The sequence below is a fragment of the Flavimobilis marinus genome, assembly GCF_900113055.1.
GTDB lineage: Bacteria > Actinomycetota > Actinomycetes > Actinomycetales > Cellulomonadaceae > Flavimobilis > Flavimobilis marinus.
On record NZ_FONZ01000003.1, the window covers coordinates 212,631 to 238,108 of the forward strand.

Sequence of the window (25,478 nt, forward strand, 5' to 3'; positions counted from 1 at the left end):
GAGTCAGCGCGCGCGCACGACCGAGAAAGTAGGACCCTTCGTGGCCCAGAGTCTCCAGATCACGGCGTCCTCCCCGGACCCCGACCTCCTCGACCTCCCGTGGGAGATCCCGCTCGAGCAGTGGCCCGACGAGCGCCTTGCCGCGCTCCCCCGAGGTATCTCGCGGCACGTGGTGCGGTTCGTCCGCATGCGTAGCGGCGTCATCGCCATCAAGGAGATCGGCGAGTCCGTCGCCTACCGCGAGTACGAGCTGCTCCGCCAGCTCGGCCGCATCGACGTGCCCAGCGTCGAGCCCGTCGGCGTCATCACCGGGCGCCAGGACGTCAACGGCGAGCGCCTCGAGGCCGTGCTGATCACCAAGCACCTGCAGTTCTCGCTGCCGTACCGCGCGCTGTTCAGCCACGCCCTGCGTCCCGAGACCGCCACGCGCCTCATCGACGCCCTCGCGGTGCTCCTGGTCCGCCTGCACCTGGTGGGCTTCTACTGGGGTGACGTGTCGCTGTCGAACACCCTGTTCCGGCGCGACGCCGAGACCTTCGCGGCGTACCTCGTCGACGCCGAGACCGGCGACCTGCACCAGAAGCTCAGCCCGGGCCAGCGCAACTACGACGTCGACCTCGCGCGCACCAACATCATCGGCGAGCTCATGGACCTCGCCGCGGGCGAGCTGCTCGACGACATGGTCGACACCATCGCGATCGGTGACGCCCTCGTCGAGCGGTACAACGAGCTGTGGACGGCACTGACCGACGAGGAGTCGTTCGATGTCGGGGAGCGGTGGCGCGTCGCTGCGCGCATCGACCGGCTGAACTCCCTGGGCTTCGACGTCGGCGAGCTCGAGATCACCACGGACCTCGGCGGCACCTCGGTGCGCATCCAGCCGAAGGTCGTCGACGCCGGGCACCACTCCCGGCGCCTGCTGCACCTCACGGGCCTCGACGCGCAGGAGAACCAGGCGCGGCGCATGCTCAACGACCTCGACGAGTACCGGGCCGCCCTCGACCGGCAGAACGAGGACCAGGAGTTCGTCGCCCACGACTGGCTCACCGAGGTCTTCGAGCCCACCGTGCGGTCCGTGCCCCGGGAGCTGCGCGGCAAGCTCGAGCCGGCGCAGATGTTCCACGAGATCCTCGACCACCGCTGGTACATCTCGCAGCAGCAGCAGCGCGACGTCCCGATGCTCGAGGCGACCGCCAGCTACGTCGAGAACGTGCTGCGGCACCGCCCCGACGAGCAGGCGATCCTCGGCCTGCCGCCGGGCTCCAAGCAGGAAGGCCTTTGACGGGTCAGGAGTCCCGGCGCAGCCGCGCGACCTCGTAAAGCGAGATGCCGGCGGCGACGCCCGCGTTGAGCGACTCCGTCTCGGAGCCGATCGGGATCGACGCGATCACGTCGCACGTCTCGGAGACGAGGCGGGACAGGCCCTTGCCCTCCGAGCCGACGACGAGCACGAGCGGGTCCGACCCGAACTGCAGGTTTCCCACCTCGACCGAGCCACCCGCGTCGAGGCCCACCACGAAGCAGCCGGCCTTCTTGCACTCCTCGAGCGCACGCACCAGGTTGGTGGCGCGGGCGACGGGGACGCGCGCGGCCGCACCGGCGGACACCTTCCACGCCGACGCCGTCACGCCCGCCGAGCGGCGCTCGGGGACGAGCACGCCGTGCGCGCCGAACGCGCCGGCGGAGCGCAGCACGGCGCCGAGGTTGCGGGGGTCCGTGACGCCGTCGAGCGCGACGATCAGGGGCGGGAGCCCGGACAGCTCCGCGGCGTCGAGCAGGTCGTCGAGCTCGCGGTACTCGTACGGCGGGACCGTGATCGCGACGCCCTGGTGCACGGCGCCGTCGGTCATGCGGTCGAGCTCGGGCTTGCCGATCTCGAGCAGGTTGTACCCACGCCCGGACGCGATCTGCAGGATCTCGCGCGTGCGGTCGTCGGCCTCGATGCGCGAGGCGATGTAGACGGCGGCGACGGGGATCTCGGCGCGCAGCGCCTCGAGGACGGAGTTGCGTCCGGCCACGACCTCGTTGCCGGTCTTGCTCGCCCGGGACGCCTGGCGGCTCTTCGGGTTCGCGCCGCGACCGGCGACCGCCTTGCCAGCGCCCTGGGGGCGTCCGCCCTGGCGCTCGGCCGCGATCTTGCGCTTCCCGGCCGGGTGGTAGGGGCGGTCCTCGGCCTTGGGCGTCGGGCCGCGGCCCTCGAGCGACTTGCGCCCGTGCCCGCCGGTGCCGACCTGGGCGCCCTTCTTGGAGCCTGCCTTGCGGACAGCGCCACGGCGCTGCGAGTTTCCTGCCATCAGTCCACGTCCTCGGTGTGTCGGTTCGCCAGGCTCCACCGCGGGCCCGTCGAGGAGTCCTCGACGACGACGCCTGCAGCCGCCAGTCGGTCGCGGATCGCGTCCGACGTCGCAAAGTCTCGTGCAGCGCGCGCCTGGGTGCGCGCCTCCAGCTCAGCGGCCACCAGCGCCGCCAGGGCGGTCGCCGCCCGGTCGTCGCCCTGCGTGGTCGCCCACCGGACCGGGTCCAGGCCCAGCACCGCGAGCATCGCCCGCAGGGAGACGACGGCGGCAAACAGGGCCGCGTCGTCGGCGTCCGCGTGGGCGGTATTGCCGGCCCGCAGGACCTCGTGCACGGTCGCGAGCGCGGCCGGCACGTTGAGGTCGTCATCCATCGCTGCGACGAACGCGTCAGGGAGGGCCGCGGCGGCGATCTCGGCCGCGGGGACCTCGCCGACGCGCTCGGTCGCCCGGCGCACGAACCCGTCGAGCCGCTCCCACGTGGCCTCGGCCTCGCTGAGCGTGTCCGGGGTCCACTCGAGCATCGACCGGTACTGCACGCTGACCAGCGCGTACCGCACGACGACGGCGGGCGTCGACGCGAGCAGCTCGGAGACGAGCAGCCCGTTGCCGAGCGACTTGCTCATCTTGGTGCCGCCCTGGGTGACCCACGCGCTGTGCATCCACAGCCCGGCGAACTCGTCGCCCGCCGCGTGGGACTGCGCCTGCTCGTTCTCGTGGTGCGGGAACCGCAGGTCGAGACCGCCGCCGTGGATGTCGAACGCCGAGCCCAGGTAGCGGTGCGCCATCGCGGAGCACTCGAGGTGCCAGCCCGGGCGCCCGGGGCCGAACGGGGTGGGCCACGACGCGGTTGCGGGCTCCCCGGGGCGGTTGGCCTTCCAGAGCGCGAAGTCGCGGGGCGAGCGCTTCTCGGAGACCTCGCCCTCGGCGTCGGCCGCGACCGTGAGGTCCTCCAGGCGCTGGTTGGTGAGCGAGCCGTAGTCCGGCCACGAGCGCACGTCGAAGTACACGTTGCCCGGGCTCGCGACGTAGGCGTGACCGCGCTCGACGAGACGCTCCATCAGCGCGACCATATCCGTGACGTGCCCCGTGGCGCGGGGCTCGTACGTCGGCGGCAGCACCCCGAGGGCGTCGTAGGCCTCGGAGAACGCGCGCTCGTGCAGCGCTGCGTGCGCCCACCACGGCCGCCCTGCCTCGGTGGACTTCGCGAGGATCTTGTCGTCGATGTCGGTCACGTTGCGGATCAGGGTGACGTCGAGCCCGCCGCGGCGCAGCCAGCGCACCAGGACGTCGAACGCGACGGCCGCCCGCATGTGCCCCACGTGGGGGTGTCCCTGCACGGTGGCGCCACAGAGGTAGATGCCCACCGTTCCCGGTTGCCGGGGGACGAAGGCGCGCACCTCGCGCGTGGCGGTGTCGTACAGACGAAGACTCACGTGGGCAAGGTTACCGGGGGCCCGGCTCTCGCGGGTCACCCGAAGGCGCGCCCTTCCCCGCGATAGGTGGGCAGCGTGCCCACGACGGCGTCCCCGCGCACCAGATGGACCTCGCGCACGCGCTCCATGAGCTCGCCGGCCTTCGCGTGCCGGAACCACACCCGGTCGCCGACGCCCAGGTCCATCCCCGGCGGGAGCCGCACCGGGGTCTGCACCTCGCCTGCTCCCTCGGACCGCAGCAGGCGAGCTCCCGGCGGCCCGACGACGCGCGGCAGCCGCGAGCGCCCCGCCGGCCCGGACGCCGGGTACCCCCCGGCGAAGACCGTGACCAGGCCGGGCGCCGGACTGCGCACGACGTCGAGGCCGAGGAACGCCGCCGGTCGGGGGCGGACGTTCCGGTAGCCGTCGAACAACGCCGGCAGCAGCAGTCCCGAGCCGGCCGTGACCTCGGTGACGACGGGATCGGCCGAGCTGGACTCGAGCGAACCCGTGCCGCCGGAGTTCACCAGCGGCGGGCGGTACCCGAGCGCGGCGGTGACCGCGTCGAGGACGGCCGCGCGGCGCGTGGCGAGGTCGACGATCGAGCGTCGCTTGACGAACCGGACCGCGGGGCTGACGTCGGGGAGCCCGGCGACCTGCGCCTCGTAGAACATCAGTCCACGCACCTCGACGCCGTCGGTGCGCGCGCAGGCGCCGGCCAGCGCGGCGGCGTCGGCCGGGGTGTGCACGGGCGAGCGCCGCGCGCCGAGGTGCACGGGCCCCACGCGCCACGACGCGTCCACGTCGAGGCACACCTGCACCGGCGGGCCGCCGCTGCCCAGCCGGGGCAGGAGCGCCAGCTGGGCGGCGTCGTCGACCATCACGGTGATCCGCGAGCGCGCCTCGGGCGAGGCAGCCAGGCGCGCGAGCGACGCCCGGTCGACGCTCGGGTAGCCCACCAGGACGTCCGTGTGCCCGTGCTCGGCGAGCCACAGCGCCTCCGCGAGCGAGTACGCCATCCCCCCCGCCCACCCAGGCCGCGCGAGGACGTCGTCGAGCAGCCCGCGGACCCGGACGGACTTCGACGCGACGCGTACGGGCGTCCCGCCGGCGCGATGCACCAGGTCGACGGCGTTCGCCTCGAACGCGTCGAGGTCCACGACCGCCACCGGACCGGCGACGTGCGCGGTGGCCGCCGACAGTCGCGCCGTCGTCCCCGCGTCGAGCACGCTCCCCCGCTGGCTCATGCTGGCTCCTCGCCTCGACGTGCCGACCCGCCACCCGGTCTGCGACCCCAGCGTTGACGCGGCACCCTGCTTGCGTCAATAGTGCCGTGTGACCCTCACGTGGCAGAGCTGGGCAGGATCCGCCTCCTGCTCGCCCGAGCGCATCGTCGCGCCCCGCACCGTCGCGGAGGTCGCCGCGACCGTGACCTCGGCGCGCGAGCTGCGCGTCGTCGGCGGCGGGCACTCGTTCTCGCCGGTCGTGTGCACCGACGGCGTGCTGATGACCGTGGACGCCCTGCGGACCGTGGGCGAGCCGGTCCCGCTGCCCCGTCCGGAGGGCCGTGCGACCCACACGGTGACCGTCGGCGCCGGTCTGCGGCTGCGCGAGCTCAACCGCGCGCTGGCCGCCCGCGGCCTCGCGATGAGCAACCTCGGGGACATCGACAGCCAGTCCGTCGCGGGCGCGATCTCGACCGGGACCCACGGGACGGGTGGCGTGGCGGCGGGTCTCGCGACGATGGTGCGCGGCGTCGGGCTGGTCCTCGCGGACGGCAGCCACGTGGAGGTCTCGCCGCAGGCGGACCCCGAGCTGTTCGAGGTCGCCCGGCTCGGGCTCGGGGCGGCCGGCGTGCTGACCAGCGTGACCCTCGCCGTCGAGCCTGCCTTCACGCTGCGGGCCGTGGAGGAGCCGTGGCCCCTGGCCCGCGTGCTCGCGGAGCTCGACGGACCGGACGGTCTGCTCGCGACCAACGAGCACGTTGAGATGTTCTGGTTCCCGCACACCGACCGGGCGCTGACCAAGCGCAACAACCGCGTGCCGGCCGACGACGCCCCGCTGCATCCCATCCGCGGCTGGGTCGACGACGAGCTCCTGTCCAACCAGGTGTTCGAGCTCGCCAACCGTGTCGGTGCGCGGGCGCCGCGGACCGTACCCACTCTCGCGCGGATCTCCGCGCGGGCGCTCGGCCCCCGGGTGTACACGGCGCCGTCGCACGAGGTCTTCGTCTCGGCGCGCCGCGTGCGCTTCCACGAGACCGAGTGGGCGCTCCCGCGAGCCGCCATGCCGAGCGTGCTCGCCGAGCTCGAGCAGTGGATCGACCGGACCCGCACGCCCGTGTCCTTCCCCGTCGAGGTGAGGTTCGCTGCGGCCGAGGAGGTGTGGTTGTCGACGGCGCACGGGCGCGACACGGCGTACGTCGCCGTGCACCAGTTCCACCGCGGCGACCACCGCGCCCTGTTCGCCGCCGCGCAGGACATCATGGTCGCCCACGACGGGCGACCGCACTGGGGCAAGATGCACGACCTCGACGCTCGTCGCCTCGCGCCGCAGTACCCGCGGTTCGCCGACGCCCAGCGCGTGCTCGCGCGGGTGGACCCCGCCGGCCGGTTCCGCAACGACCACCTCGCGCGAGTGCTCGGATGAGCCCGGCCGAGCCGGGAGCGCCGGCGTCCACCCCGGAGCGCGCCCACGTGCGCGAGCTCTGCCTCGCGCTGCCGGACGCCACGAGCGACTTCCCGTTCGGCCCGGACTCCGAGGTCTTCCGGGTCCGGCGCAAGATGTTCGCCCTCGTGATGCACAACGCGCGCGTGAGCCCGCACTGGACGGTCAACCTCAAGGTCGACCCCGACATGCTTCCGGGCCTCGTCGCCGCGCACGACGACGTGCTCCCGGGCTACCACATGAACAAGCGGCACTGGGTGTCGGTCGAGCTCCACCCCCGCATCGACCGCACCTTCCTGGCCGACCTCGTCGAGGACTCCTACGACCTCGTCGTGTCCGGCCTCCCGGTGCGCCACCGACCGGTGACGCACCAGCACCCGACCGGCGAGACCCGCCCCGGAGGACCCGCATGACGACGCAGCCCGCCACCCCCGCCCGCCTGCACGACCCCGCGCGCCGCGGGTTCGGCAGCGACAACTACGCCGGCGTGCACCCCGAGGTGCTGGCCGCGCTCGCCGCCGCGAACGGCGGGCACGTCGCCGCGTACGGTGGCGACCCGTACACCGCGGCCCTCGAGGACCTCGCCCGGGAGCAGTTCGGTGACCAGGCGACCGTGCTTCCGGTGTTCAACGGGACCGGCGCCAACGTCGTCGCGCTCGCCGCCATGACCGACCGGTGGGACGCCGTCGTCTGCTCCTCGTGGGCGCACGTGCACGTCGACGAGGGCGGCGCGCCGGAGAAGGTCGCGGGGATCAAGATGCTCGCCGTGCCCGCACCCGAGGCGCGCCTGACGCCCGAGCTCGTCGACCGCGAGGCGTGGGGCTTCGGCAACGAGCACCGAGCACAGCCCAGCGTGCTCACGGTCACCCAGTCGACCGAGCTCGGCACCCTCTACTCCCCCGACCAGCTGCGCGCGCTGTGCGACCACGCCCACGGGCTGGGCATGACGGTGCACCTGGACGGGGCCCGGTTGTCCAACGCGGCTGCGGCGCTCGACGTCCCGCTGCGTGCGATCACGACGGACGTGGGCGTCGACGTCGTCTCCTGGGGAGGGACGAAGAACGGCCTGCTCGGTGCCGAGGCGATCGTGGTGCTCAACCCCGACGCCGTGCGCCGCCCCGCGCTGGTGCGCAAGCACTCGACGCAGCTCGCCTCCAAGATGCGGTTCGTCTCCGCCCAGCTGCTCGCGCTCTACGGCACCGACCTGTGGCAGCGGTCCGCCAGCCACGCGAACGCGATGGCCGCGCGCCTGGGGGCCGGGCTCGCGCAGGTGCCGGGGGTGCAGGTCACGCACCAGGTGCAGGCGAACGGCGTCTTCGCGATCCTGCCGCCCGACGTGACGGCGCGCCTGCAGGAGCGCGTGCCGTTCTACGTCTGGGCTCCCGCGACCGGCGAGGTGCGGCTCATGTGCTCGTGGGACACGACCACCGACGACGTCGACGGTTTCGTGGCCGCGGTGCGCACCGAGATGGGCGCCTGACGCGTTCTCGGGGCGCTCAGCGCGCCACGACGAGCGCCGTCGCGATCGCCGCGACGCCCTCGCCGCGGCCGGTGAACCCGAGGGCGTCGGTGGTCGTCGCGCTCACGGTGACCGGCGCCCCGGCGGCGGCGGAGAGCGCGGCCTCGGCCTCCGCCCGGCGCGGGCCCACCTTGGGGCGGTTGCCGACCACCTGCACCGCGACGTTGCCGATCTCGAAGCCCGCGTCGCGCACGCGCCGCGCGGCCTCGGCCAGCAGCACGACCCCGGCCGCGCCCGCCCACTCGGGCGCCGCCGTGCCGAAGTTCGAGCCCAGGTCGCCCAGGCCCGCCGCCGAGAACAGGGCGTCCGCGGCGGCGTGCGCGGCGGCGTCGGCGTCGGAGTGGCCGTCGAGCCCGCGCTCGCCCGGCCACAGGAGCCCCGCGAGCCACATCGGGCGGTCGGAGCCCTCCGGCGCGAAGGCGTGCACGTCGACGCCGATCCCCGTCCGGGGCAGTGGCTGGCTCATGCGCCCTCCTCCGTCAGCACGGCGGCGACCGCGAGGTCACGCCGGGTCGTGATCTTCATGGCGAGCTCGTCCCCGGCCACGGCCCACACCTCGTGCCCGGCGGCCTCGAGCAGCGCGGCGTCGTCGGTGGCGGCCGTCGCCTCGTCCCCCGCGAGGGCGGACTGCGCGGCGTGCGCGGCGAGCAGCACGTCCCGCCGGAATCCCTGGGGTGTCTGCACGCGCCGCAGGTCGCCGCGCGGGACCGTCGCGACCACGGGGGCGCCGTCGGGCTCGTCCGGCCCGACCCGCTTGACGGTGTCCGTCACGGGCAGCACGGGGATGACGCCCGGGTGGCCGGCGTGGACGGCGGCGACCACGCGCTCGACGAGGTCCGCGGGCGCGAGGGAGCGGGCCGCGTCGTGCACGAGGACGACCTCGTCGTCGGCGACACCCTCGAGGTCGATCGCGGCGAGGCCGCGGGCGACCGACTCCTGCCTGCTGGCTCCGCCGGGCACGACGAGCACCGGGATGTCCCGGCCCAGGTGGGCCTCGACGGCCCTGCGCACGTCGTCGACGTACCCGGCCGGGGCCGTGACGACGAGCCGGTCGACGCTCGGCGCTGCGGCGAGGCGGCGCGCCGCGTGCGCGACGAGCGGGGTGCCGTCGAGGGGGACGAGCGCCTTGGGCAGGGCGTGACCCAGCCGCGTGCCCGTCCCGGCCGCCGTGAGGATCACTGTGCAGGTCATGGGCTCACCGTACTGGGCGGGCGCCGACCGCTCGCCACGCAGCCAGGCCGGCCCGCAAGCCCGCGAGTCCGATAGTCGCGTCCCGAGTCCGACAGCCCCTCCTATCGCGCTCGGGGCAGAGCTATCGGACTCGGCGCTCTGTCGGGGGGGGCGGGGCGCGGGGCGCAGGGCGGAGGGCGCGGGCAGCGCGAAGGCCCCGGTCCCTGGTGGGGCCGGGGCCTTGCACGGTCCGGGCGGCGGGGCCGGGACCGGGTGGTTCAGGAGGCGAGGACCTCGTCGAGGATGGCCTCGGCCTTGTCCTCCTCGGTGTGCTCGGCCAGGGCCAGCTCCGAGACGAGGATCTGGCGCGCCTTGGAGAGCATGCGCTTCTCCCCGGCGGACAGGCCACGGTCGGCATCCCGGCGCGAGAGGTCGCGCACGACCTCGGCGACCTTGATCACGTCACCGGACGCGAGCTTCTCCAGGTTCGCCTTGTACCGGCGGGACCAGTTGGTGGGCTCCTCGGTGTAGGGCGCACGCAGCACCTCGAACACCTGGTCGAGGCCTTCCTGGCCGACGACGTCACGCACGCCGACGAGGTCGACGTTCTCTGCCGGTACCTCGATCGTCAGGTCGCCCTGGGCGACCTTCAGCTTGAGGTACATCTTCTCCTCGCCGCGGATGGACCGGATCTTGATCTCTTCGATCAGCGCTGCACCGTGGTGCGGGTAGACAACAGTCTCCCCAACTTCGAACGTCATCTGCAGGTGTCCCCTTTCGCGGAATGCCCATCTTATCACGCGCAGATTCGCCGGTTCCGAGGTATACGCACCATTCACCCTGGTCACGGTCCTGCCCATCCTCCGGCCGCGGTTCGGGCGTGGTCCGGGCGTGGCGGGGGGCCGCCCGAGACGGCCCGGGCCCTGCGCCCGGTAAGGTGGACCTGATATCCGTCCTGTTCTCGAGGAGCCTGCGTGAACCACCAGCAGAACGCCCCCGCCTCCCGGCGCTCGCCGCGCCTGCTGGCCCGGACCGCCGCCGCTGCGCTGGTCGTCACCCTCGGTGCCTGCGCGCCCATCACGACGCAGGAGGAGTACGCGGCCTCCGACGGCGTCCGGGTCGACGTCAGCGACACCGTCCGCGTCGAGAACCTCATGGTCATCACCTCCGCCCAGGGCGAGCCCGGCGCGGTGCAGGGGGCCGTCGCCAACCGTGGCACGCAGGACGTCACCGTCCAGATCGGCGACCTGAGCGTCGACGTCGAGGCGGGCAGCAACCTGCTGATCGGCGGCGAGGACGGCGAGGAGCTGCTGATCGACGCCGTCGCCGAGGCACCCGGCGCCAACCTCGACCTCGTCGTCGGGGCCACCGGCACCGAGGGCGAGCTCGTGCACGTGCCCGTGCTGGACGGCACGCTCCCCGAGTACACGGACCTCGTCCCCACCTCCTGACCCCCCGCTCGTCCGAGCACACTTCCGCTCGGCTCGGCCGAGCCAGAGTGTGCTCGTTTCGCGCCTCGGCCGGCGGCTCAGCCGAAGCGGCCCGAGATGTAGTCCTCGGTCGCCTTCTCGCTGGGCGACGAGAACATGGTCGCGGTGTCGTCCATCTCGATCAGACGGCCAGGCTTGCCCGTGCCCGCGATGTTGAAGAACGCGGTCCGGTCGCTCACCCGAGCAGCCTGCTGCATGTTGTGGGTGACGATCACGATCGTGTAGTCGTTCTTGAGCTCGGCGATCAGGTCCTCGATCGCGAGGGTGGAGATCGGGTCCAGCGCCGAGCACGGCTCGTCCATGAGCACCACCTGCGGCTTGACCGCGATCGCGCGCGCGATGCACAGGCGCTGCTGCTGCCCGCCGGACAACGACGATCCCGGGCGGTCGAGGCGGTCCTTGACCTCGTTCCACAGGTTCGCCCCGCGCAGGGATCCCTCGACGAGCTCCTCCGCGTCGGACTTCGAGATCCGGCTGTTGTTGAGCTTGACGCCAGCGAGGACGTTCTCCGCGATCGACATCGTCGGGAAGGGGTTCGGGCGCTGGAAGACCATCCCGACCTGGCGGCGGACCTCGACCGGGTCGACCTCCGAGGCGTAGAGGTTCTGACCGTCCACGACCACGCTGCCCTCGACCCGGGCGCCAGGGATGACCTCGTGCATACGGTTGAGCGTGCGCAGGAAGGTGGACTTCCCGCAGCCCGACGGCCCGATCAGCGCGGTGACCGACTTCGCCTCGATGGTCATCGAGACGTCCTCGACGGCGAGGAAGTCACCGTAGAAGACGTTGAGGTGGTCGACGTCGATGCGCTTGGACATGGATTTCCTTCCAGGGCCCTGGGGCCGGGACGAGCGGAGGGGGCGAGCGGGCGCGAGCATCAGTGTGCCGCACCCTTCGGGGCGAACACGCGGCTGATCATGCGCGCGGCAAGGTTGAGGATCATCACGATGAGGATGAGCGTGAGCGCGGCCGCCCAGGCGCGGTCCACGCCGACGCCGCCCTGCTGGTACTGGTTGTAGGCAAAGACCGGGAGGGTCGCCATGCGGCCCTCGAGCACGTTCCAGCTGCTGCGGGTCAGGATGCCGACGGTGATCAGCAGCGGCGCGGTCTCGCCGATCACGCGGGCGACCGCGAGCATGATGCCCGTGACGATCCCGGCGACCGCGGTGCGCAGCACGACCTTCACGATCGTCAGCCACTTCGGCACGCCCAGGGCGTACGCGGCCTCGCGCAGCTCGTTCGGCACCAGCCGGAGCATCTCCTCGACCGAGCGGATCACGACCGGGGTCATGAGGACCGCGAGCGCGACGGCGCCCATGAAACCCGAGCGGTAGGCCGGCCCCATGATCAGGGTGAACAGCGCGAAGGCGAACAGCCCGGCGACGATCGAGGGGATGCCGGTCATGACGTCGACGAGGAACGTGATGCCCTTCGCCACCCGGCCGCGCCCGTACTCGACGAGGTAGATCGCCGTGAGGAGGCCGATCGGGACCGAGATCAACGCGGCCGTCGCGGTGACCGCGAGGGTGCCGACGATCGCGTGCGCGACACCACCGGAGGTCATGTCCCCGAAGACGCCGACCATGTCGGTCGTGAGGAACTCGGCTGAGAACAGCGCCGCGCCCTTCGACCCGACGGTCCACAGCAGCGAGACGAGCGGGATGAGGGCGACGGCGAAGGCGAACGTGACCAGGGTGGTCGCCAGCCGGTCGACGGCCCAGCGGTGGCCCTCGACGACGCGCGAGACGATCGTGATCGCGACCGCGTACAGCGCAGCGGCGCTCGCCACGACGCTCGGGATCCCGGGCGACGCCACGACGAGCAGCAGCAGGTAGGCGAACACCAGCGAGGCGGCGCCGACGGCGTAGGGCACGTAACGGGGCAGCCGGCCGCCCCGCGGCGCGAGCGGCGAGGGAGTCTGGGGCTCCGGCTCGAGCGGGGCGCTCGTGGCGGCGCGGGCGAGCGGGGTGGGCGTCGTCATCAGTTGGCTCCGGAGAACTCGGCGCGGCGGGCGATGATCGCGCGCGCCGCCAGGTTGACCAGCAGGGTGATCACGAACAGCGCGAGGCCGGTAGCGATCAGGACGCTGACCGACAACCCGCTGGACTCGGGGAACTTCGCGGCGATGTTCGCCGCGATCGACTGGTGCTGCCCGGGCTGGAGGAGGAAGAACGAGACGGCATAGCCGGGCGAGAGGATCATCAGCACGGCCATCGTTTCGCCGAGCGCGCGACCGAGGCCCAGCATCGACGCGCTGATGAGCCCGGACCGGCCGAACGGCAGGACGGCCATGCGCACGACCTCCCAGCGGGTGGCGCCCAGCGCGAGCGCGGCCTCCTCGTGCAGGCGCGGCGTCTGCAGGAAGACCTCGCGGGCGACGGCGCTGATGATCGGCAGGATCATCACGGCCAGCACGACCGAGGCGGCCATGACGTTGCGCGCCGGTGCGGTGTAGCCCTCGAACAGCGGGATGAACCCGAGCGTGCCGCTGAGCCACCCGAAGACCGGGTCGAGCACGGGAGCGAGCCACAGCGCGCCCCACAGGCCGTACACGACGCTCGGGATGGCTGCGAGCAGGTCGATCACGTAGCCGAGGCCCTGCGCCAGCTTGCGGGGCGCGTAGTGCGAGATGAACAGCGCGATCCCGAGCGAGAGCGGCACGGCGATCACGAGCGCGAGGAGCGCGGACAGCAGCGTGCCGAAGATCAGCGGACCGACGTAGGTCGCGATCGAGGCCCCGTTCATCCACGAGATCGCGTTCAGGTCCTCCGCGGACGCGGACAGTGCCGGCCAGGCGCGCAGGAACAGGAAGATCGCGACCGCCGCGAGCACCACGAGGATCAACCAGCCGGCACCCGCCGACAGGCCGTGGAACACGCGGTCAGGCAGGCGCCCCCGGTGGCGGGCGCTGCGCGCCGGCGCGAGGTCGGTGGTCGGGCTCGATACAGCCACGAGTTCTCCGTCAGGTCTCGAAGGTCTGGGGGTCCTGTTCACGCCTGGACGGACGCACCGCGGGGGTGCGTCCGTCCTGGCGTGGGTCGAGCGTGGATCAGCTGGCCACCGCGATCGAGTCGATCGCCGCCATGACCTCGGTGCGCAGCGCGTCCGAGATCGGGGCGGAGCCGGCCACGGCCGGGTCAGCGGCCCGAGCCTGGCCGTCCTCGCTCGCCATGTAGGTGAACAGCGCCTTGACGTTCGCGACGTCCGCGGCGTCCTCGTAGACCGAGCAGGCCAGCGAGTAGGACATCAGGACGAGCGGGTAGGCACCGGCCTCGGTCGTCGTGCGGTCGAGCTCGACGATCAGGCGCTTGTCCGTCGCGCCCTCGGCGCGGGGCGAGGCGTCGACGACCTTGGCTGCGGCCTCGGGCGAGAACGGCACGTACTCCTCGCCGACCTTGATCGCCACGGTGCCGAGGTCGCCGGCGCGGGACGCGTCGGCGTAGCCGATGGTGCCCTCGGCGGCAGAGACGGTGTCCACGACGCCCTGCGTGCCCTTGCCGGACTGGCCGCCGCTGACGGGCCAGTCGCCGGAGACCTCGTGCGGCCAGGCGCCGTTGCCGGCGTCCGCGAGGTACTCGACGAAGTTCTCGGTGGTGCCGGACTCGTCGGAGCGGTTCACGGGGATGATGGTGAGGTCGGGCAGCTCGACGCCCTCGTTCTCCGCAGCGATCGCCGGGTCGTTCCAGCTCGTGATGTCGCCGTTGAAGATCTTCGCGAGGGTCTCGGCGGACATCTGGAGGTTCTCGGCCGCGACGCCCGGCAGGTTGTAGATGACGGCGATCGGGCTGATGTAGAGGGGCACCTCGATGGCCTCGCCGCCGTAGCAGCGCTCCTGGGCGGCGGTGAGCTCCTCCTCCTTGAGCGCGGCGTCGGAGCCGGCGAACTGCACGGCACCCGCGAGGAACTGCTCGCGCCCCGAGCCGGATCCGGCGGGGTCGTACGAGAGGATGACGTCAGGGGCCATCTCGTTGAACCCGGCGATCCAGCCCTCCATGGCCTTGCCCTGCGAGGACGCGCCCGCGCCGGCCAGGTTCCCGCTGAGCTCCTGGCTCTGCGTCTCGCCCCCGCCCGTGGCGCCGGGCGTGGTCGACGTCGGGCTCTCGGAGTCGGAGCTGCACGCCGTCAGGGTCAGGGCGAGTGCACCGACGAGGACCGCGGAACGCGTGCTGATACGGCTGAGATTCACTGAATCTTCCATCCTGTGAGTCGAGTCTCTGCGCGGGACTCCCGCGCTCTGTGCTCGACGTTAGGCAGGCTGGTTGACCGCTAGGCCCCCGCTCGGTGAACGGGCGATGAACAGTGCACATCGCCTCCCGCGCGGCTGCTCAGGAGGTCGCGTCGTCGGCGATCTTGTAGCCGAGCCCGCGCACCGTGACGAGCAGGCGGGGGTTCGCCGGGTCGGCCTCGATCTTGGACCGCACGCGCTTGACGTGGACGTCGAGCGTCTTGGTGTCGCCGACGTAGTCGGACCCCCACACGCGCGAGATCAGCTGGCCGCGGGTCAGGACGCGCCCGGCGTTGCGCAGCAGCACCTCCAGCAGCTCGAACTCCTTGAGCGGGAACGGCGCCGGCGCGCCGTCGACCGTCACCACGTGCCGGTCCACGTCCATCCGCACCCCGCCGACGACGAGCACCTCGTCGTCGTCTGCCTCCGGTGCTGCGGGAGCCGCGGCGCCCGCTTCGCTGTGCCGGCGCAGGACGGCCCGCATGCGTGCGAGCAGCTCGCGGAAGGAGTAGGGCTTGGTCACGTAGTCGTCGGCGCCGATCTCGAGGCCGACGACCTTGTCGATCTCCGTGTCCTTCGCGGTCAGCATGATGACGGGGACGTTGGAGCGGGTGCGCAGCTCGCGGCACACCTCCGTGCCCGACAGCCCCGGGAGCATGAGGTCGAGGAGCACGAGGTCAGCGCCACCATCGTCGAACGCCGCGAGCGCGTCGGGGCCGTTCGCGACGGCGACCACCTCGTAGCCCTCCCGCTCGAGCTGGTAGGTGAGCGGCTCGGCGTAGGACTCCTCGTCCTCGACGACCAGGATGCGCGTCATGCCTTCTCCTCGATCGGGTGCCCGGCAGCAGCTGCCGGGATCTTCATGGTGAACGTCGACCCTTGCCCGGGCTCGGACCAGATCGAGATCTCGCCGCCGTGGTCGGCGACGACGTGCTTGACGATGCTCAGACCGAGCCCGGTGCCGCCGGTCTCCCGCGAGCGCGCCGGGTCGGCCCGGTAGAACCGCTCGAAGATCCGGTCCTGGACGGCTGGGTCGATCCCGACGCCCTGGTCGACCACGGAGATCTCGACGAAGTCCTGGCCCTGGCGGACGCCGACGCTGACGCCGCTCGAGTCGGGCGAGTAGTTCACGGCGTTGTCGACGAGGTTGCGCAGGGCGGTGACGAGCAGGCTGTGGTCGCCGTACACCTGGGCAGACATGTCCCCGGCGGTGGTCAGGCGGATCTGGCGGGCGCCGGCCCGCGTGCGGGCGCGGTCGACGGCCTCGGCGACGACCGGCCCCACCTCGACGGCGCCGACCTCCCGGAGGGCACCGGCGACCTGCAGCCGGGACAGCTCGATGATCTCGTGCACCAGGTCGCCCAGGCGGGTCGCCTCCGACTGCATGCGGGCGGAGAACTTCCGCACCGCCTCCGGGTCGTCGGCCGCGGCCTGCACGGTCTCGGCGAGCAGCGACAGGGCGCCGACCGGCGTCTTGAGCTCGTGCGAGATGTTGACCACGAAGTCCCGCCGGATCGCCTCGAGCCGACGCGCCTCGGTGCGGTCCTCGACGAGCACGAGCACGTGCCGGGGATCGACCTGCGCCACGCGGACCTGGACGAGCACGTCGCCCCGGCCGCTGGGGCCCCGGGGCACCTCGAGCTCCTCGTCGAGGATCTCGCCGCTGGCCCGGACGGTGTCGACCATGTCCGCGATCACCTGGTGCGCGAGCGCGTCGTGCCGGACGATGCCGAGCGCGTACGCGGGGGCACTCGCGCGCACGACCTCGTTGTCCTGGTCCACCACCACCGCGGCGGAGCGCAGCACGGCCAGCGCCCGCACCAGCCCGTCGTCGAGGTCCGACGGCGGGCCGACCGGGATCTCCTTCTGCCGGCGCTCGGACACGAAGAACAGGCTGGCGGCGAACACGCCGGTCACCAGCCCGATGGCCCCCGCGATGAGAATCTCGTACCCGTCCACCCGCTCAGCGTACGGTCGCCCCGGCGCCACCAGGCCCCGCGCGGCAGCTGTGCCGCTGGTGGTCGCCAACTGTTCACCTGGGCGGTCGCGTGCGTTCACCTGGCGGCAGCACCACACTGTGACAGTGGTCGATCGTGGGGCGCACCTGCCCTGCGACGACGATGGGCCCGGCGGACCGGGCGGGGAAAGGGTGTGCGATGCGGGAGATCTTCGAGGCCGAGCTCCAGCAGGTCGGCGACGACCTGGCCGAGATGAGCCGGCTGGTCGAGGGTGCGATCACGAAGGCGGGGACCGCGCTGCTCACGGCCGACCTCGAGCTGGCCCAGCAGGTCATCGCCTCCGACCACCTGATCGACGCGATCGAGCGCGACCTCGACGAGCGCTGCGTGCTCCTGCTCGCCCAGCAGCAGCCGGTCGCGACGGACCTGCGCGTCGTCGTCTCCGCCCTGCGGATGAGCGCGACGCTCGAGCGTATGGGCGACCTCGCGCGGCACATCGCGCAGGTCGCCCGGGGCCGCTACCCCAAGCGCGCGCTGGCCGAGCCCCTCGAGCAGACGTTCACCGAGATGCAGGCGGCGGCCGTCCGCGTGGCTCGCCGCACGACGACGTTGCTCACCACGCGCGATCTCACCGTCGCGCACAACATCGAGCGTGACGATGACCTGCTCGACACGCTGCACCAGGACACCTTCGCGGCGCTGCTGGGCACCGAGTGGCACGGCACGGCGCAGGAGACGGTCGACGTCACCCTGCTGGGCCGCTACTACGAGCGGTTCGGCGACCACGGTGTCTCGATCGCCCGCCGCGTGCTCTACCTGGTCACCGGCCAGTTCAGCGACGACCACAGCGTCCCGGGAGCCCAGAGCTCCTGACGCGCGCAGCGCGAACGCCGACGGCGCCGGTCCCCGCTCGGGGGCCGGCGCCGTCGGCGTTCGGGCTCAGGCCAGGACTACTTGCCCTGGTTGGCGACGGCCGCGATGGCCGCAGCGGCGGCGTCGGCGTCGAGGTAGCGACCGCCCTTGACGACGGGCTTGAAGTCGTCGTCGAGCTCGTAGACGAGCGGGATGCCGGTCGGGACGTTGAGGCCCGCGATCGTCTCGTCGTCGATGCCGTCGAGGTGCTTGATGATCGCGCGCAGCGAGTTGCCGTGCGCGGCGACGAGGACCGTTTTGCCCGCCTTGAGGTCGGGGATGACGTCGGACTCCCAGTAGGGCAGCGCGCGCTCGAGGACGTCCTTGAGGCACTCGGTGAGGACCTCGGGCGCGTCGGCGTAGCGGGGGTCGCCGTCCTGGGAGAACTCCGAGCCCGCCTCGATCGCGGGCGGCGGCACGTCGTAGGACCGGCGCCAGAGCATGAACTGCTCCTCGCCGAACTCGTCGCGGACCTGCTTCTTGTCCTTGCCCTGGAGCGCGCCGTAGTGGCGCTCGTTCAGGCGCCAGCTGCGCTTGACCGGGATCCAGTGGCGGTCCGCGGCGTCGAGCGCGAGGTGCGCGGTGGTGATCGCGCGACGCAGCAGCGACGTGTGGAGGACGTCGGGGAGGATGCCTGCCTCGGTCAGCAGGCGGCCTCCGCGCGCGGCCTCCTCGCGGCCCTTCTCGGTGAGCTGGACGTCGACCCAGCCAGTGAAGAGGTTCTTTTCGTTCCAGTCGCTCTCGCCGTGGCGGAGCAGCACGAGGGTGTAGGTCATGGGACCATCCTGCCCCATGAGGCCGCCCGCGTCAGGGGGCCTTTCGGCCCCGGGCGCGCCACGAGCAGCCTCAGGCGGTCGGACGGTGGGCCGCCGCAAGGCTCGCGCGGCGCACGTCCCGGGCCTCGCGGTACACCTCGAGCATCGCCGACGCTGCCTCGTCCCAGCCGAAGCTCGCGCCGGCTCGCGCCGCACCCTCGCGCAGCCGCGCCCGCTCCTCGGGCGCGTCGAGCAGGTCGGCGAGCACCTGGCCCCACCGCGCCGGCTCGTGACCGCGCACGAGGACCCCGGACTCCCCGTCGCGCACGACCGTGCGCAGGCCGCCGACCGCGGCGGCGACGACCGGGGTGCCGCACGCCTGGGCCTCGACGGCCACGAGCCCGAACGACTCGCTGTGCGAGGGCACGACGACGAGGTCGGCCGCGCGGAACCATCCCGCGAGCTCGGTGCGCGGCACGGGCGGGTGCAGCACGAGGTGGTCCGCGACGCCGACCTGCGCGGCGAGCGCCTGCAGCTCGCGCAGCGCCGTCGGGCGTCCGCTCGGCCCCCCGAGCACGACGAGCGTGGGCACGGTGCGCCCGGCGTCCCGCATCGCCGCGAGGGCCTCGACGACGACGTCGGGGCCCTTGAGCGGCTGCACCCGGCCCGCGAACAGCACCAGGGGGCCGTCGGGCAGCCCGAGCCGCACGCGCTCGGCGGCCATGACCTCGTCCGGGTCGCCGTCGCCGGGCCGGAACAGACGCAGGTCGACGCCCGGCGGCACGACGTGCACGCGCCTGCGGTCCGCGCCGTACATGTCGACGAGCTCGTCGGCCTCGGCGGGGGTGCTCGCGACGAGGGCGTCGGCGGCCTCGACCACCTGCTCCTCGCCGATCACGCGCCCGCGCGGCTCGGGGTGGTCGCCGGGAGCGAGGTAGGCGTTCTTGACCTTGGCCATGGTGTGCATGGTGTGCACGAGCGGGACGTCCCAGCGGTCCGCGGCGAGGAACCCGGCCTGGCCCGACAGCCAGTAGTGCGCGTGCACGACGTCGTACCAGCCGGCCGTGCGGCTCGCCTCCGTGCGCAGGACGCCCGCGGTGAAGGCGCACAGCTGGCCGGGCAGGTCGTTCTTGTCGAGCCCCTCGAACGGTCCCGCCGTGATGTGCCGGACGCTCACGCCAGGGCTCACCTCGACGACCTCGGGCGTGGCCGACGACGTCGCCCGGGTGAAGATCTCGACCTCGCTCCCCTGCCGCGCCAGGGCCTGGGCGAGCTCGACGACGTAGACGTTCATGCCGCCGGCGTCGCCCGTCCCCGGCTGGTCGAGCGGAGAGGTGTGGACGCAGATCATGGCGACGCGGAGGCGGTCGTCGGGAGGCACGGACGGCATGCCCGCCAGTATCTCCCCGTTCGGTCGCCCCGGCGCTCTCGGCGCTCGCGTCCCTCGGCCGGACGGAACACCCGGGCCGGAGGTCCTAGCCAGGAGCGGGGGTCGCGGGTGACCCTGGAGGCATGAACTCTGACGCGAGTGCGAAGCTCGAGGCGTTGCGCGCGACGCTCGCCGCGCAGCCGGCCGTCGTCGTCGACGAGGCCGCGCCGGTCGTCGACGCCGCGACGCTCCCCGACGACCACATCGTCTGCCACTGCACCAACGTCAGCGCGGGCGAGCTGCGGATGCTGATCCACGAGGCCGGGTGCTCGTCCCTGGACGAGATCCAGCGCGCCACGCGCGCGGGCGGCAGCTGCGGCAAGTGCGTCGGGTTGCTGACGGAGGTCGTCGACATCGAGCTCGGCCGGGCCTGCGCCCGACGCTGAGCGCGGTGGTCAGACGGTGAGCTGACCCATGCCGCGCGCCTGGCGCTCGTCGATGTCGTCGGTGCGGGCCTCGATGCCCCACGAGTCGCGGTCGGCCGCACCCCAGCGCCCCGGCGTTGTGACGACGTCACGGAGCACGGCCATGCCGGCGCCGGTCATCGCCGCCTGCGGCCCGGCGAGCGACGACACGACCTCCACGTGCGCCCACGGCGAGGTCAGCACGCGCATCTCGAGCTGGGCGCGCACCGGCTGGGCGAGGAGCTCGGTCAGCGGCGCGTAGATCCCACCGAGGACGAGCCTGCTGACGTCGATCAGGTTGACGAAGTTCGCGAGCGCGATGCCGAGCGCCCAGCCGGCCCGGTCCACGGCGGCGCGGGCCCGCTCGTCGCCGCGGGTCACGGCGTCGACCAGGACGTCGACGCCGAGCTTGCGGTCGAGCCCGGCGGCCATCATGAGCGCGTCCTTGCCCGCGTAGACTTCGAGGCAGCCGAGCGAACCGCACCCGCACCGCGGGCCGCCGGGCTCGATGGTCGTGTGCCCGACCTCGCCGCTCCAGCCGCGCTCGCCGACGAACAGCCGTCCCTCGTAGATCATGGCCGCACCGATGCCGACCTCGCCCGAGACGTAGAGGAAGCTCTGGTGCGCCCCGCGCTCGGCGCGCAGCTCCGCGAGGGCCGCGAGGTTGGCGTCGTTGCCGAGGGACACGCCGAAGGTGCGGAACGGGTCACGGTCGAGGAGCGGTGCGAGGTCGGTGTCCGACCACCCGAGGTTGGGGGCGCGGCGGAGGGGGCCGGGGTTCGTGGGCGGGTCGGTCGCCGCCGGTGCGCCGAGCCGGAGGGGCCCCGAGTCGCGGTCGACGATGCCCGGCAGGGCGATGCAGGTGCCCGCGACGCGCGCACCGTGGGCCTGGGTGGTCGCGATCACGCGCTCGGCGGCGACGGAGAGGGTGCCCAGGACGACGTCGGGGTCGCTCGTGCGGAAGTCCCCCAGGATGATGTGCTGGTCGATCACGTTGCCCGCGAGGTCGACCGACCGCGCACCGAGGTAGTCGACGTTGACCTCGAGGCCGATGCCGGCGATCGTCCCGCTCGCGGGCACCAGCGGGACCGCGGGGCGCCCGGCGCGGCCGTGGTAGACGGGCTCGAGCTCGGCGATCATGCCCGCAGCGACGAGGCGGTCGACCAGCTGCGACACGGTGGCGCGGGCGAGACCGGTGGACGCGGCGATGTCCGCGCGAGAGATCGGGTCCGGCGAGTCGAGAACGTTTCCGAGCACCAGGCTCAGGTTGTGGTCACGCATGTCCTCCTGACGCGCGGCGACGCGCCGCACCGCCGCGCCGGTGCGCTTGCGCGGCGTGCCAGACGACGCCGTCGTGACCTGTGTCATGGCTTGACCCTACCGCGCGATGAGGATAAGTTCACTCATACAACAAATCTCGATGAGGAGAGAATGATGGTGCGCAAGCCCACCCCGGAAGACAAGTTCTCCTTCGGTCTGTGGACCGTGGGATGGAACGCCCAGGACCAGTTCGGCAGCGCGACCCGGGCCTGGCTGGACCCGGTCGAGTCGGTACACAAGCTCGCTGAGCTCGGCGCCTCGTACGTGACCTTCCACGACGACGACGTGGTGCCGTTCGGCTCCAGCGCCGCCGAGCGTGACTCGATCCTCGACCGCTTCAAGACGGCCCTGGACGAGACCGGCATCAAGGTCGAGATGGTCACGACCAACACGTTCAGCCACCCGATCTTCAAGGACGGCGCGTTCACCTCGAACGACCGCCGGGTGCGCCGCTACGGCCTGCGCAAGGTGCTGCGCAACGTCGACCTCGCCGCCGAGCTCGGCGCCGACACGTTCGTCATGTGGGGCGGCCGCGAGGGCGCGGAGTACGACTCCGCCAAGGACCTCAACGCCGCGCACGACCGCTACGCCGAGGGCATCGACTCGGTCGCCGCGTACATCAAGGACAAGGGCTACGGCCTGCGTATCGCGATCGAGCCCAAGCCCAACGAGCCGCGCGGCGACATCCTGCTGCCGACCGTCGGTCACGCGCTCGCGTTCATCGCGCGCCTCGAGCACGGCGACATCGTCGGCCTCAACCCGGAGACGGGTCACGAGCAGATGGCCGGCCTCAACTACACGAGCGGCATCGCGCAGGCGCTGTGGGCGGACAAGCTCTTCCACATCGACCTCAACGGCCAGCGGTCCATCAAGTACGACCAGGACCTCGTGTTCGGCCACGGCGACCTCTTCTCCGCGTTCGCGACCGTCGACCTGGTGGAGAACGGCTTCCCGAGCGGCGGCCCGAAGTACGACGGCCCCCGCCACTTCGACTACAAGCCCTCGCGCACCGAGGACTTCACCGGCGTCTGGGACTCCGCGGCCGCCAACATGGCCACGTACATCCTGCTCAAGGAGCGCGCCCAGGCCTTCCGTGCCGACCCCGAGGTCCAGGAGGCCCTCGAGGCGTCCGGCGTCTTCGAGCTCGCCCAGCCGACGCTGGCCGAGGGCGAGACGATCCAGGACCTGCTGAACGACCCCAGCGCGTACGAGGAGCTCGACGTCGACGCCGTCGCCGAGCGTGGCTTCCACTTCGTCCGCCTCAACCAGCTGGCCCTCGAGCACGCGCTCGGCGCCCGCTGACACACGTCCCTCCCGTGGGACCCGGACCGGCCGCCGTGCACGCGCACGGCGGCCGTTTCCGCACCCCCTGAACCGGAAAGGCCCTCGATGCCTCTCGTCGCCGGGGTGGACTCCTCCACCCAGTCCTGCAAGGTCGTCATCCGTGACGCCGAGACCGGCGCCCTCGTCCGCGAGGGCCGCGCCAAGCACCCCGACGGCACGACCGTCGACCCCCACGCCTGGTGGGACGCCCTCGTCGAGGCGGTCGCCGCAGCCGGCGGGCTCGACGACGTCGCCGCCATCTCCGTGGGCGGGCAGCAGCACGGCATGGTCGCCCTCGACGCCGACGGCGCCGTGATCCGCGACGCCATGCTGTGGAACGACACCAGCTCCGCGCGCGACGCCGAGGAGCTGATCTCAGAGCTCGGCGACGGCGACCCGGTCGCCGGTGCCGCTGCGTGGGCCGAGGCCATCGGCTCGGTCCCCGTGAGCTCGCTGACCGTGACGAAGCTGCGCTGGCTCGCACGGGTCGAGCCCGAGAACGCAGCGCGCGTCGCTGCCGTCGCCCTCCCCCACGACTGGCTGACCTGGCGACTGTGCGGCGCCCGCTCCCTCGAGGACCTGCGCACCGACCGTTCGGACGCGTCCGGCACCGGCTACTGGTCGCCCGCCACGGGCGAGTACCGCCGCGACCTGCTCGTCCGCGCCCTCGGGCACGACGTCACGCTCCCGGTCGTCCTCGGTCCGGGCGAGCACGCCGGGACGACCGACAGCGAGCTCAGCCGCGGTGCCGTCGTCGGCGTCGGTGCGGGCGACAACGCTGCCGCGAGCCTCGGCCTCGGCCTGGGCACGGGCGACGTGTCCGTCTCGCTCGGCACCTCGGGCGTCGTGTGCGCGGTCTCCCCGCAGCCGACGACGGACCCGAGCGGCCTGGTCGCGGGCTTCGCCGACGCGACCGGGCAGTACCTGCCGCTCGTGTGCACGTTGAACGCCTCGCGCGTGCTCGACGTCGCGTGCCGCATGCTCGGCGTCGACTACGACGAGCTCGCGCGGCTCGCGCTGACGGCGCCGGCCGGCGCCGAAGGCCTCGTGCTCGTGCCCTACTTCGAGGGCGAGCGCACCCCCAACAAGCCGCGCTCGACCGCCGCGCTGCACGGCATGCGGCTCGGCAACTCCACGCCCGCGAACGTGGCGCGCGCGGCGATCGAGGGCATGCTCTGCGCCCTCGCCGACGGCCTCGACGAGCTCGTGCGCGGCGGTCTCGAGCCGCGGACGCTGCAGCTGATCGGCGGCGGGGCCCAGTCCCCCGCCGTCCGTGCGATCGCCCCGATCGTGTTCGGCCTCGACGTCACCGTCCCGCGGCCCGGGGAGTACGTCGCCGACGGCGCAGCCCGCCAGGCGGTCTGGGCCCTCACCGGCTCGGCACCCGCGTGGCAGCCGGAAGAAGGCGTCGAGCATTTCCCGGCCGACTCCTCGGACGAGGGCCGTGCCATGACGGCGCTCGTGCGCGGGCAGTATGCCGCGGTGCGCGAGATGACATACCACCGTCCGCAGTAGGGCGCATCTGGAACGCCAAAGCGCCCCCGACGAGTTCTCGTCGGGGGCGCTTTGCGTCGTGCGCTGCGGCTCAGTGCGCCGCGTTGTAAGCCTCACGGATCTCGGCGGAGATACGGCCGCGGTCATTCACGTTGTGACCGTTCTCGCGGGCCCACGTGCGGATCTCGTTCGCGTCCGACGTCGAGCGCCGGGTCCGGCCGGAACGCGCTGCGGTGCGCGGCGCCGCGCCCCGTGCCGTCTTTCGCGCGTGCCCGACCCACGAGGCAAAGGCCTCCCGAAGCTCGGCTGCGTGCTCGGTGCTGAGATCGATCTCGTAGGTGACGCCGTCGAGACCAAAGGTGACGGTCTCGTTCGCCGCGCCACCGTCGATGTCGTCGACCAGGATGACCTGGACCTTCTGTGCCATGTGTTTTCCCTCGGGAGAGATGTTTTGGGACATCGTTCCCTAGCATTATGCGTCCCGGGATGATCGCGGTCAAAGAATGGCGCGCGGCGGTGGACAATGCGGAGGTATTCGGAGGCGACCGTCCGCAAAGAGCGGAGGAAGAGACGGCGGTGTGCGGCGTCAGTCGCGGGGGGTGGCTGACGTCTGGGTCGCCGCCTGCGCCTGGGTGCGCTCGAACTCCGCCACCGCAGCGCGCTCGTTGCTGTCGGCACGCATCACGGCGCGGATCGCGACGGCGAACAGCGCGAGCACCCCGGCCGAGGGCAGCAGGGCGGCGAGAGCGTCGAGAACGAGGTCCACCCGACCATGCTACGCCGCCGCCAACCACCTGGGACCTTCCGCCCATGCGGGCCTGGATCGCTCCGGCGGGGGCACCGAACGATCACGAGGACGTTGTCAGATCGTTACCGGTAAGCGCTTGCAGAGCGACTTCTAGGGGATATGTTAGGGCGGTCAACTAATCGGAGATCGGCTGGGTCGTCGGACCTGGCACCGCCAGCGCTGGCAGGATCGGCGATGACGACGACCTCAGTGACGAGGAGCTGACCGCGGTTCCCGCGCCGCACAGCAGCGTGGCGGGAACCACGAGGATCGCCAACGTTGGCGCTCCCCGCCCCGGACGGCCTGCCGTCCGGAC

The 25,478-nt window shown here is 72.6% G+C and carries 26 protein-coding genes; 9 read left to right on the top strand and 17 right to left on the bottom strand.

What is annotated here, in order from left to right:
- Positions 1-40 precede the first annotated feature (40 nt).
- Complete coding sequence (locus tag BMZ30_RS09680) at positions 41-1,282, top strand: DUF4032 domain-containing protein (protein WP_093377962.1); 1,242 nt, start codon at positions 41-43, stop codon at positions 1,280-1,282.
- A gap of 4 nt (positions 1,283-1,286) precedes the next feature.
- Here BMZ30_RS09680 and rlmB read toward each other — a convergent pair whose 3' ends face one another.
- The 3 genes from rlmB to BMZ30_RS09695 are packed head-to-tail and all read right to left on the bottom strand — an operon-like array spanning position 1,287 to position 4,956.
- Positions 1,287-2,294, bottom strand: coding sequence for a 23S rRNA (guanosine(2251)-2'-O)-methyltransferase RlmB (gene rlmB / locus BMZ30_RS09685; RefSeq protein WP_093377964.1), 1,008 nt, complete (start codon positions 2,292-2,294; stop codon positions 1,287-1,289).
- Positions 2,294-3,730: a cysteine--tRNA ligase gene (cysS, locus tag BMZ30_RS09690; protein ID WP_093377967.1), complete on the bottom strand. Its 1,437-nt coding sequence runs from the start codon at positions 3,728-3,730 to the stop codon at positions 2,294-2,296. Before cysS ends, rlmB begins: the two co-directional genes overlap by 1 nt.
- A 35-nt stretch (positions 3,731-3,765) precedes the next feature.
- Entirely contained in the window at positions 3,766-4,956 is a 1,191-nt protein-coding gene (locus BMZ30_RS09695; RefSeq protein ID WP_093377969.1) for an alanine racemase, read from the bottom strand.
- 88 nt (positions 4,957-5,044) lie between these two features.
- Here BMZ30_RS09695 and BMZ30_RS09700 point away from each other — a divergent pair, with 88 nt between their 5' ends.
- From BMZ30_RS09700 to BMZ30_RS09710, 3 genes are read left to right on the top strand one after another with little or no spacing between them, the layout of a single operon-like run.
- Positions 5,045-6,358: a D-arabinono-1,4-lactone oxidase gene (locus tag BMZ30_RS09700; RefSeq protein ID WP_093377972.1), complete on the top strand. Its 1,314-nt coding sequence runs from the start codon at positions 5,045-5,047 to the stop codon at positions 6,356-6,358.
- Entirely contained in the window at positions 6,355-6,789 is a 435-nt protein-coding gene (locus tag BMZ30_RS09705) for an MmcQ/YjbR family DNA-binding protein (protein WP_093377976.1), read from the top strand. Before BMZ30_RS09700 ends, BMZ30_RS09705 begins: the two co-directional genes overlap by 4 nt.
- Entirely contained in the window at positions 6,786-7,856 is a 1,071-nt protein-coding gene (locus BMZ30_RS09710; RefSeq protein WP_093377978.1) for a threonine aldolase family protein, read from the top strand. The genes BMZ30_RS09705 and BMZ30_RS09710 overlap by 4 nt, the downstream gene beginning before the upstream one ends.
- A 16-nt stretch (positions 7,857-7,872) precedes the next feature.
- Here the strand turns inward: BMZ30_RS09710 and ispF are convergent, their stop codons facing one another.
- The 3 genes from ispF to BMZ30_RS09725 all read right to left on the bottom strand — a co-directional run bounded on the left by ispF (position 7,873) and on the right by BMZ30_RS09725 (position 9,826).
- Positions 7,873-8,361 (bottom strand): 2-C-methyl-D-erythritol 2,4-cyclodiphosphate synthase, encoded by a 489-nt coding sequence (gene ispF, locus BMZ30_RS09715; protein WP_093377981.1) that lies wholly within the window; start codon positions 8,359-8,361, stop codon positions 7,873-7,875.
- Positions 8,358-9,086: a 2-C-methyl-D-erythritol 4-phosphate cytidylyltransferase gene (gene ispD / locus BMZ30_RS09720; protein WP_093377983.1), complete on the bottom strand. Its 729-nt coding sequence runs from the start codon at positions 9,084-9,086 to the stop codon at positions 8,358-8,360. Before ispD ends, ispF begins: the two co-directional genes overlap by 4 nt.
- Before the next feature lie 257 nt (positions 9,087-9,343).
- On the bottom strand, positions 9,344-9,826 hold the full coding sequence (locus BMZ30_RS09725; RefSeq protein ID WP_093377986.1) for a CarD family transcriptional regulator: 483 nt from the start codon (positions 9,824-9,826) through the stop codon (positions 9,344-9,346).
- Between the two features lie 213 nt (positions 9,827-10,039).
- Between BMZ30_RS09725 and BMZ30_RS09730 the strand changes: the two genes are divergently transcribed.
- Positions 10,040-10,516 carry a hypothetical protein gene (locus BMZ30_RS09730; RefSeq protein WP_229828737.1) on the top strand — a complete coding sequence of 159 codons (477 nt, stop codon included), beginning with the start codon at positions 10,040-10,042 and terminating at the stop codon, positions 10,514-10,516.
- 77 nt (positions 10,517-10,593) lie between these two features.
- Here BMZ30_RS09730 and pstB read toward each other — a convergent pair whose 3' ends face one another.
- From pstB to BMZ30_RS09760, 6 genes are all read right to left on the bottom strand, one after another.
- A complete protein-coding gene (gene pstB, locus BMZ30_RS09735; RefSeq protein ID WP_093377988.1) occupies positions 10,594-11,373 on the bottom strand; it encodes a phosphate ABC transporter ATP-binding protein PstB in 780 nt (259 codons plus the stop codon).
- Positions 11,374-11,432: 59 nt separating this feature from the next.
- Positions 11,433-12,536 (bottom strand): phosphate ABC transporter permease PstA, encoded by a 1,104-nt coding sequence (gene pstA / locus BMZ30_RS09740; RefSeq protein WP_093377991.1) that lies wholly within the window; start codon positions 12,534-12,536, stop codon positions 11,433-11,435.
- Complete coding sequence (pstC, locus tag BMZ30_RS09745; RefSeq protein ID WP_093377994.1) at positions 12,536-13,507, bottom strand: phosphate ABC transporter permease subunit PstC; 972 nt, start codon at positions 13,505-13,507, stop codon at positions 12,536-12,538. Before pstC ends, pstA begins: the two co-directional genes overlap by 1 nt.
- 97 nt (positions 13,508-13,604) lie before the next feature.
- Complete coding sequence (locus BMZ30_RS09750) at positions 13,605-14,753, bottom strand: phosphate ABC transporter substrate-binding protein PstS (protein WP_093377996.1); 1,149 nt, start codon at positions 14,751-14,753, stop codon at positions 13,605-13,607.
- A 127-nt stretch (positions 14,754-14,880) separates the two neighbouring features.
- Complete coding sequence (locus tag BMZ30_RS09755; protein ID WP_093377999.1) at positions 14,881-15,597, bottom strand: response regulator transcription factor; 717 nt, start codon at positions 15,595-15,597, stop codon at positions 14,881-14,883.
- Complete coding sequence (locus BMZ30_RS09760; RefSeq protein ID WP_093378000.1) at positions 15,594-16,739, bottom strand: sensor histidine kinase; 1,146 nt, start codon at positions 16,737-16,739, stop codon at positions 15,594-15,596. The genes BMZ30_RS09755 and BMZ30_RS09760 overlap by 4 nt, the downstream gene beginning before the upstream one ends.
- Positions 16,740-16,936: 197 nt before the next feature.
- On the opposite strand from BMZ30_RS09760, the gene phoU reads away from it, so the two are divergent.
- Positions 16,937-17,611: a phosphate signaling complex protein PhoU gene (gene phoU, locus BMZ30_RS09765; protein WP_093378003.1), complete on the top strand. Its 675-nt coding sequence runs from the start codon at positions 16,937-16,939 to the stop codon at positions 17,609-17,611.
- A gap of 77 nt (positions 17,612-17,688) precedes the next feature.
- On the opposite strand, the gene BMZ30_RS09770 is transcribed toward phoU, so the two are convergent.
- Positions 17,689-18,426, bottom strand: coding sequence for a phosphoglyceromutase (locus tag BMZ30_RS09770; RefSeq protein ID WP_093378005.1), 738 nt, complete (start codon positions 18,424-18,426; stop codon positions 17,689-17,691).
- 70 nt (positions 18,427-18,496) lie between these two features.
- Positions 18,497-19,795 (bottom strand): D-inositol-3-phosphate glycosyltransferase, encoded by a 1,299-nt coding sequence (mshA, locus tag BMZ30_RS09775; RefSeq protein WP_093378008.1) that lies wholly within the window; start codon positions 19,793-19,795, stop codon positions 18,497-18,499.
- Between the two features lie 122 nt (positions 19,796-19,917).
- On the opposite strand from mshA, the gene BMZ30_RS09780 reads away from it, so the two are divergent.
- Entirely contained in the window at positions 19,918-20,220 is a 303-nt protein-coding gene (locus BMZ30_RS09780) for a (2Fe-2S)-binding protein (RefSeq protein ID WP_093378010.1), read from the top strand.
- 9 nt (positions 20,221-20,229) lie between these two features.
- Here BMZ30_RS09780 and BMZ30_RS09785 read toward each other — a convergent pair whose 3' ends face one another.
- A complete protein-coding gene (locus tag BMZ30_RS09785) occupies positions 20,230-21,606 on the bottom strand; it encodes an ROK family transcriptional regulator (protein ID WP_093378013.1) in 1,377 nt (458 codons plus the stop codon).
- A gap of 66 nt (positions 21,607-21,672) precedes the next feature.
- On the opposite strand from BMZ30_RS09785, the gene xylA reads away from it, so the two are divergent.
- Positions 21,673-22,860: a xylose isomerase gene (xylA, locus tag BMZ30_RS09790; protein WP_093378016.1), complete on the top strand. Its 1,188-nt coding sequence runs from the start codon at positions 21,673-21,675 to the stop codon at positions 22,858-22,860.
- A gap of 87 nt (positions 22,861-22,947) precedes the next feature.
- The gene (xylB, locus tag BMZ30_RS09795) at positions 22,948-24,396 is read left to right on the top strand and encodes a xylulokinase (RefSeq protein WP_093378018.1); all 1,449 of its coding nucleotides are present in this window, start codon (positions 22,948-22,950) and stop codon (positions 24,394-24,396) included.
- 70 nt (positions 24,397-24,466) lie between these two features.
- Here xylB and BMZ30_RS09800 read toward each other — a convergent pair whose 3' ends face one another.
- Together BMZ30_RS09800 and BMZ30_RS09805 are read right to left on the bottom strand one after the other, a co-directional pair.
- Entirely contained in the window at positions 24,467-24,802 is a 336-nt protein-coding gene (locus BMZ30_RS09800) for a histone-like nucleoid-structuring protein Lsr2 (RefSeq protein ID WP_093378022.1), read from the bottom strand.
- 159 nt (positions 24,803-24,961) lie between these two features.
- Positions 24,962-25,141, bottom strand: a complete 180-nt coding sequence (locus tag BMZ30_RS09805; RefSeq protein ID WP_093378024.1) for a hypothetical protein — start codon at positions 25,139-25,141, stop codon at positions 24,962-24,964.
- Positions 25,142-25,478: the final 337 nt, after the last annotated feature.

Bases quoted from the DNA above. Each gene is read 5' to 3' on its own strand.
- rlmB (WP_093377964.1), bottom strand. From the start codon at position 2,294: ATGGCAGGAAACTCGCAGCGCCGTGGCGCTGTCCGCAAGGCAGGCTCC.
- BMZ30_RS09695 (WP_093377969.1), bottom strand. From the start codon at position 4,956: ATGAGCCAGCGGGGGAGCGTGCTCGACGCGGGGACGACGGCGCGACTG.
- BMZ30_RS09705 (WP_093377976.1), top strand. From the start codon at position 6,355: ATGAGCCCGGCCGAGCCGGGAGCGCCGGCGTCCACCCCGGAGCGCGCC.
- BMZ30_RS09710 (WP_093377978.1), top strand. From the start codon at position 6,786: ATGACGACGCAGCCCGCCACCCCCGCCCGCCTGCACGACCCCGCGCGC.
- ispF (WP_093377981.1), bottom strand. From the start codon at position 8,361: ATGAGCCAGCCACTGCCCCGGACGGGGATCGGCGTCGACGTGCACGCC.
- ispD (WP_093377983.1), bottom strand. From the start codon at position 9,086: ATGACCTGCACAGTGATCCTCACGGCGGCCGGGACGGGCACGCGGCTG.
- BMZ30_RS09725 (WP_093377986.1), bottom strand. From the start codon at position 9,826: ATGACGTTCGAAGTTGGGGAGACTGTTGTCTACCCGCACCACGGTGCA.
- pstB (WP_093377988.1), bottom strand. From the start codon at position 11,373: ATGTCCAAGCGCATCGACGTCGACCACCTCAACGTCTTCTACGGTGAC.
- pstA (WP_093377991.1), bottom strand. From the start codon at position 12,536: ATGACGACGCCCACCCCGCTCGCCCGCGCCGCCACGAGCGCCCCGCTC.
- BMZ30_RS09750 (WP_093377996.1), bottom strand. From the start codon at position 14,753: ATGGAAGATTCAGTGAATCTCAGCCGTATCAGCACGCGTTCCGCGGTC.
- BMZ30_RS09755 (WP_093377999.1), bottom strand. From the start codon at position 15,597: ATGACGCGCATCCTGGTCGTCGAGGACGAGGAGTCCTACGCCGAGCCG.
- phoU (WP_093378003.1), top strand. From the start codon at position 16,937: ATGCGGGAGATCTTCGAGGCCGAGCTCCAGCAGGTCGGCGACGACCTG.
- BMZ30_RS09770 (WP_093378005.1), bottom strand. From the start codon at position 18,426: ATGACCTACACCCTCGTGCTGCTCCGCCACGGCGAGAGCGACTGGAAC.
- mshA (WP_093378008.1), bottom strand. From the start codon at position 19,795: ATGCCGTCCGTGCCTCCCGACGACCGCCTCCGCGTCGCCATGATCTGC.
- BMZ30_RS09780 (WP_093378010.1), top strand. From the start codon at position 19,918: ATGAACTCTGACGCGAGTGCGAAGCTCGAGGCGTTGCGCGCGACGCTC.
- BMZ30_RS09785 (WP_093378013.1), bottom strand. From the start codon at position 21,606: ATGACACAGGTCACGACGGCGTCGTCTGGCACGCCGCGCAAGCGCACC.
- xylA (WP_093378016.1), top strand. From the start codon at position 21,673: ATGGTGCGCAAGCCCACCCCGGAAGACAAGTTCTCCTTCGGTCTGTGG.
- xylB (WP_093378018.1), top strand. From the start codon at position 22,948: ATGCCTCTCGTCGCCGGGGTGGACTCCTCCACCCAGTCCTGCAAGGTC.
- BMZ30_RS09800 (WP_093378022.1), bottom strand. From the start codon at position 24,802: ATGGCACAGAAGGTCCAGGTCATCCTGGTCGACGACATCGACGGTGGC.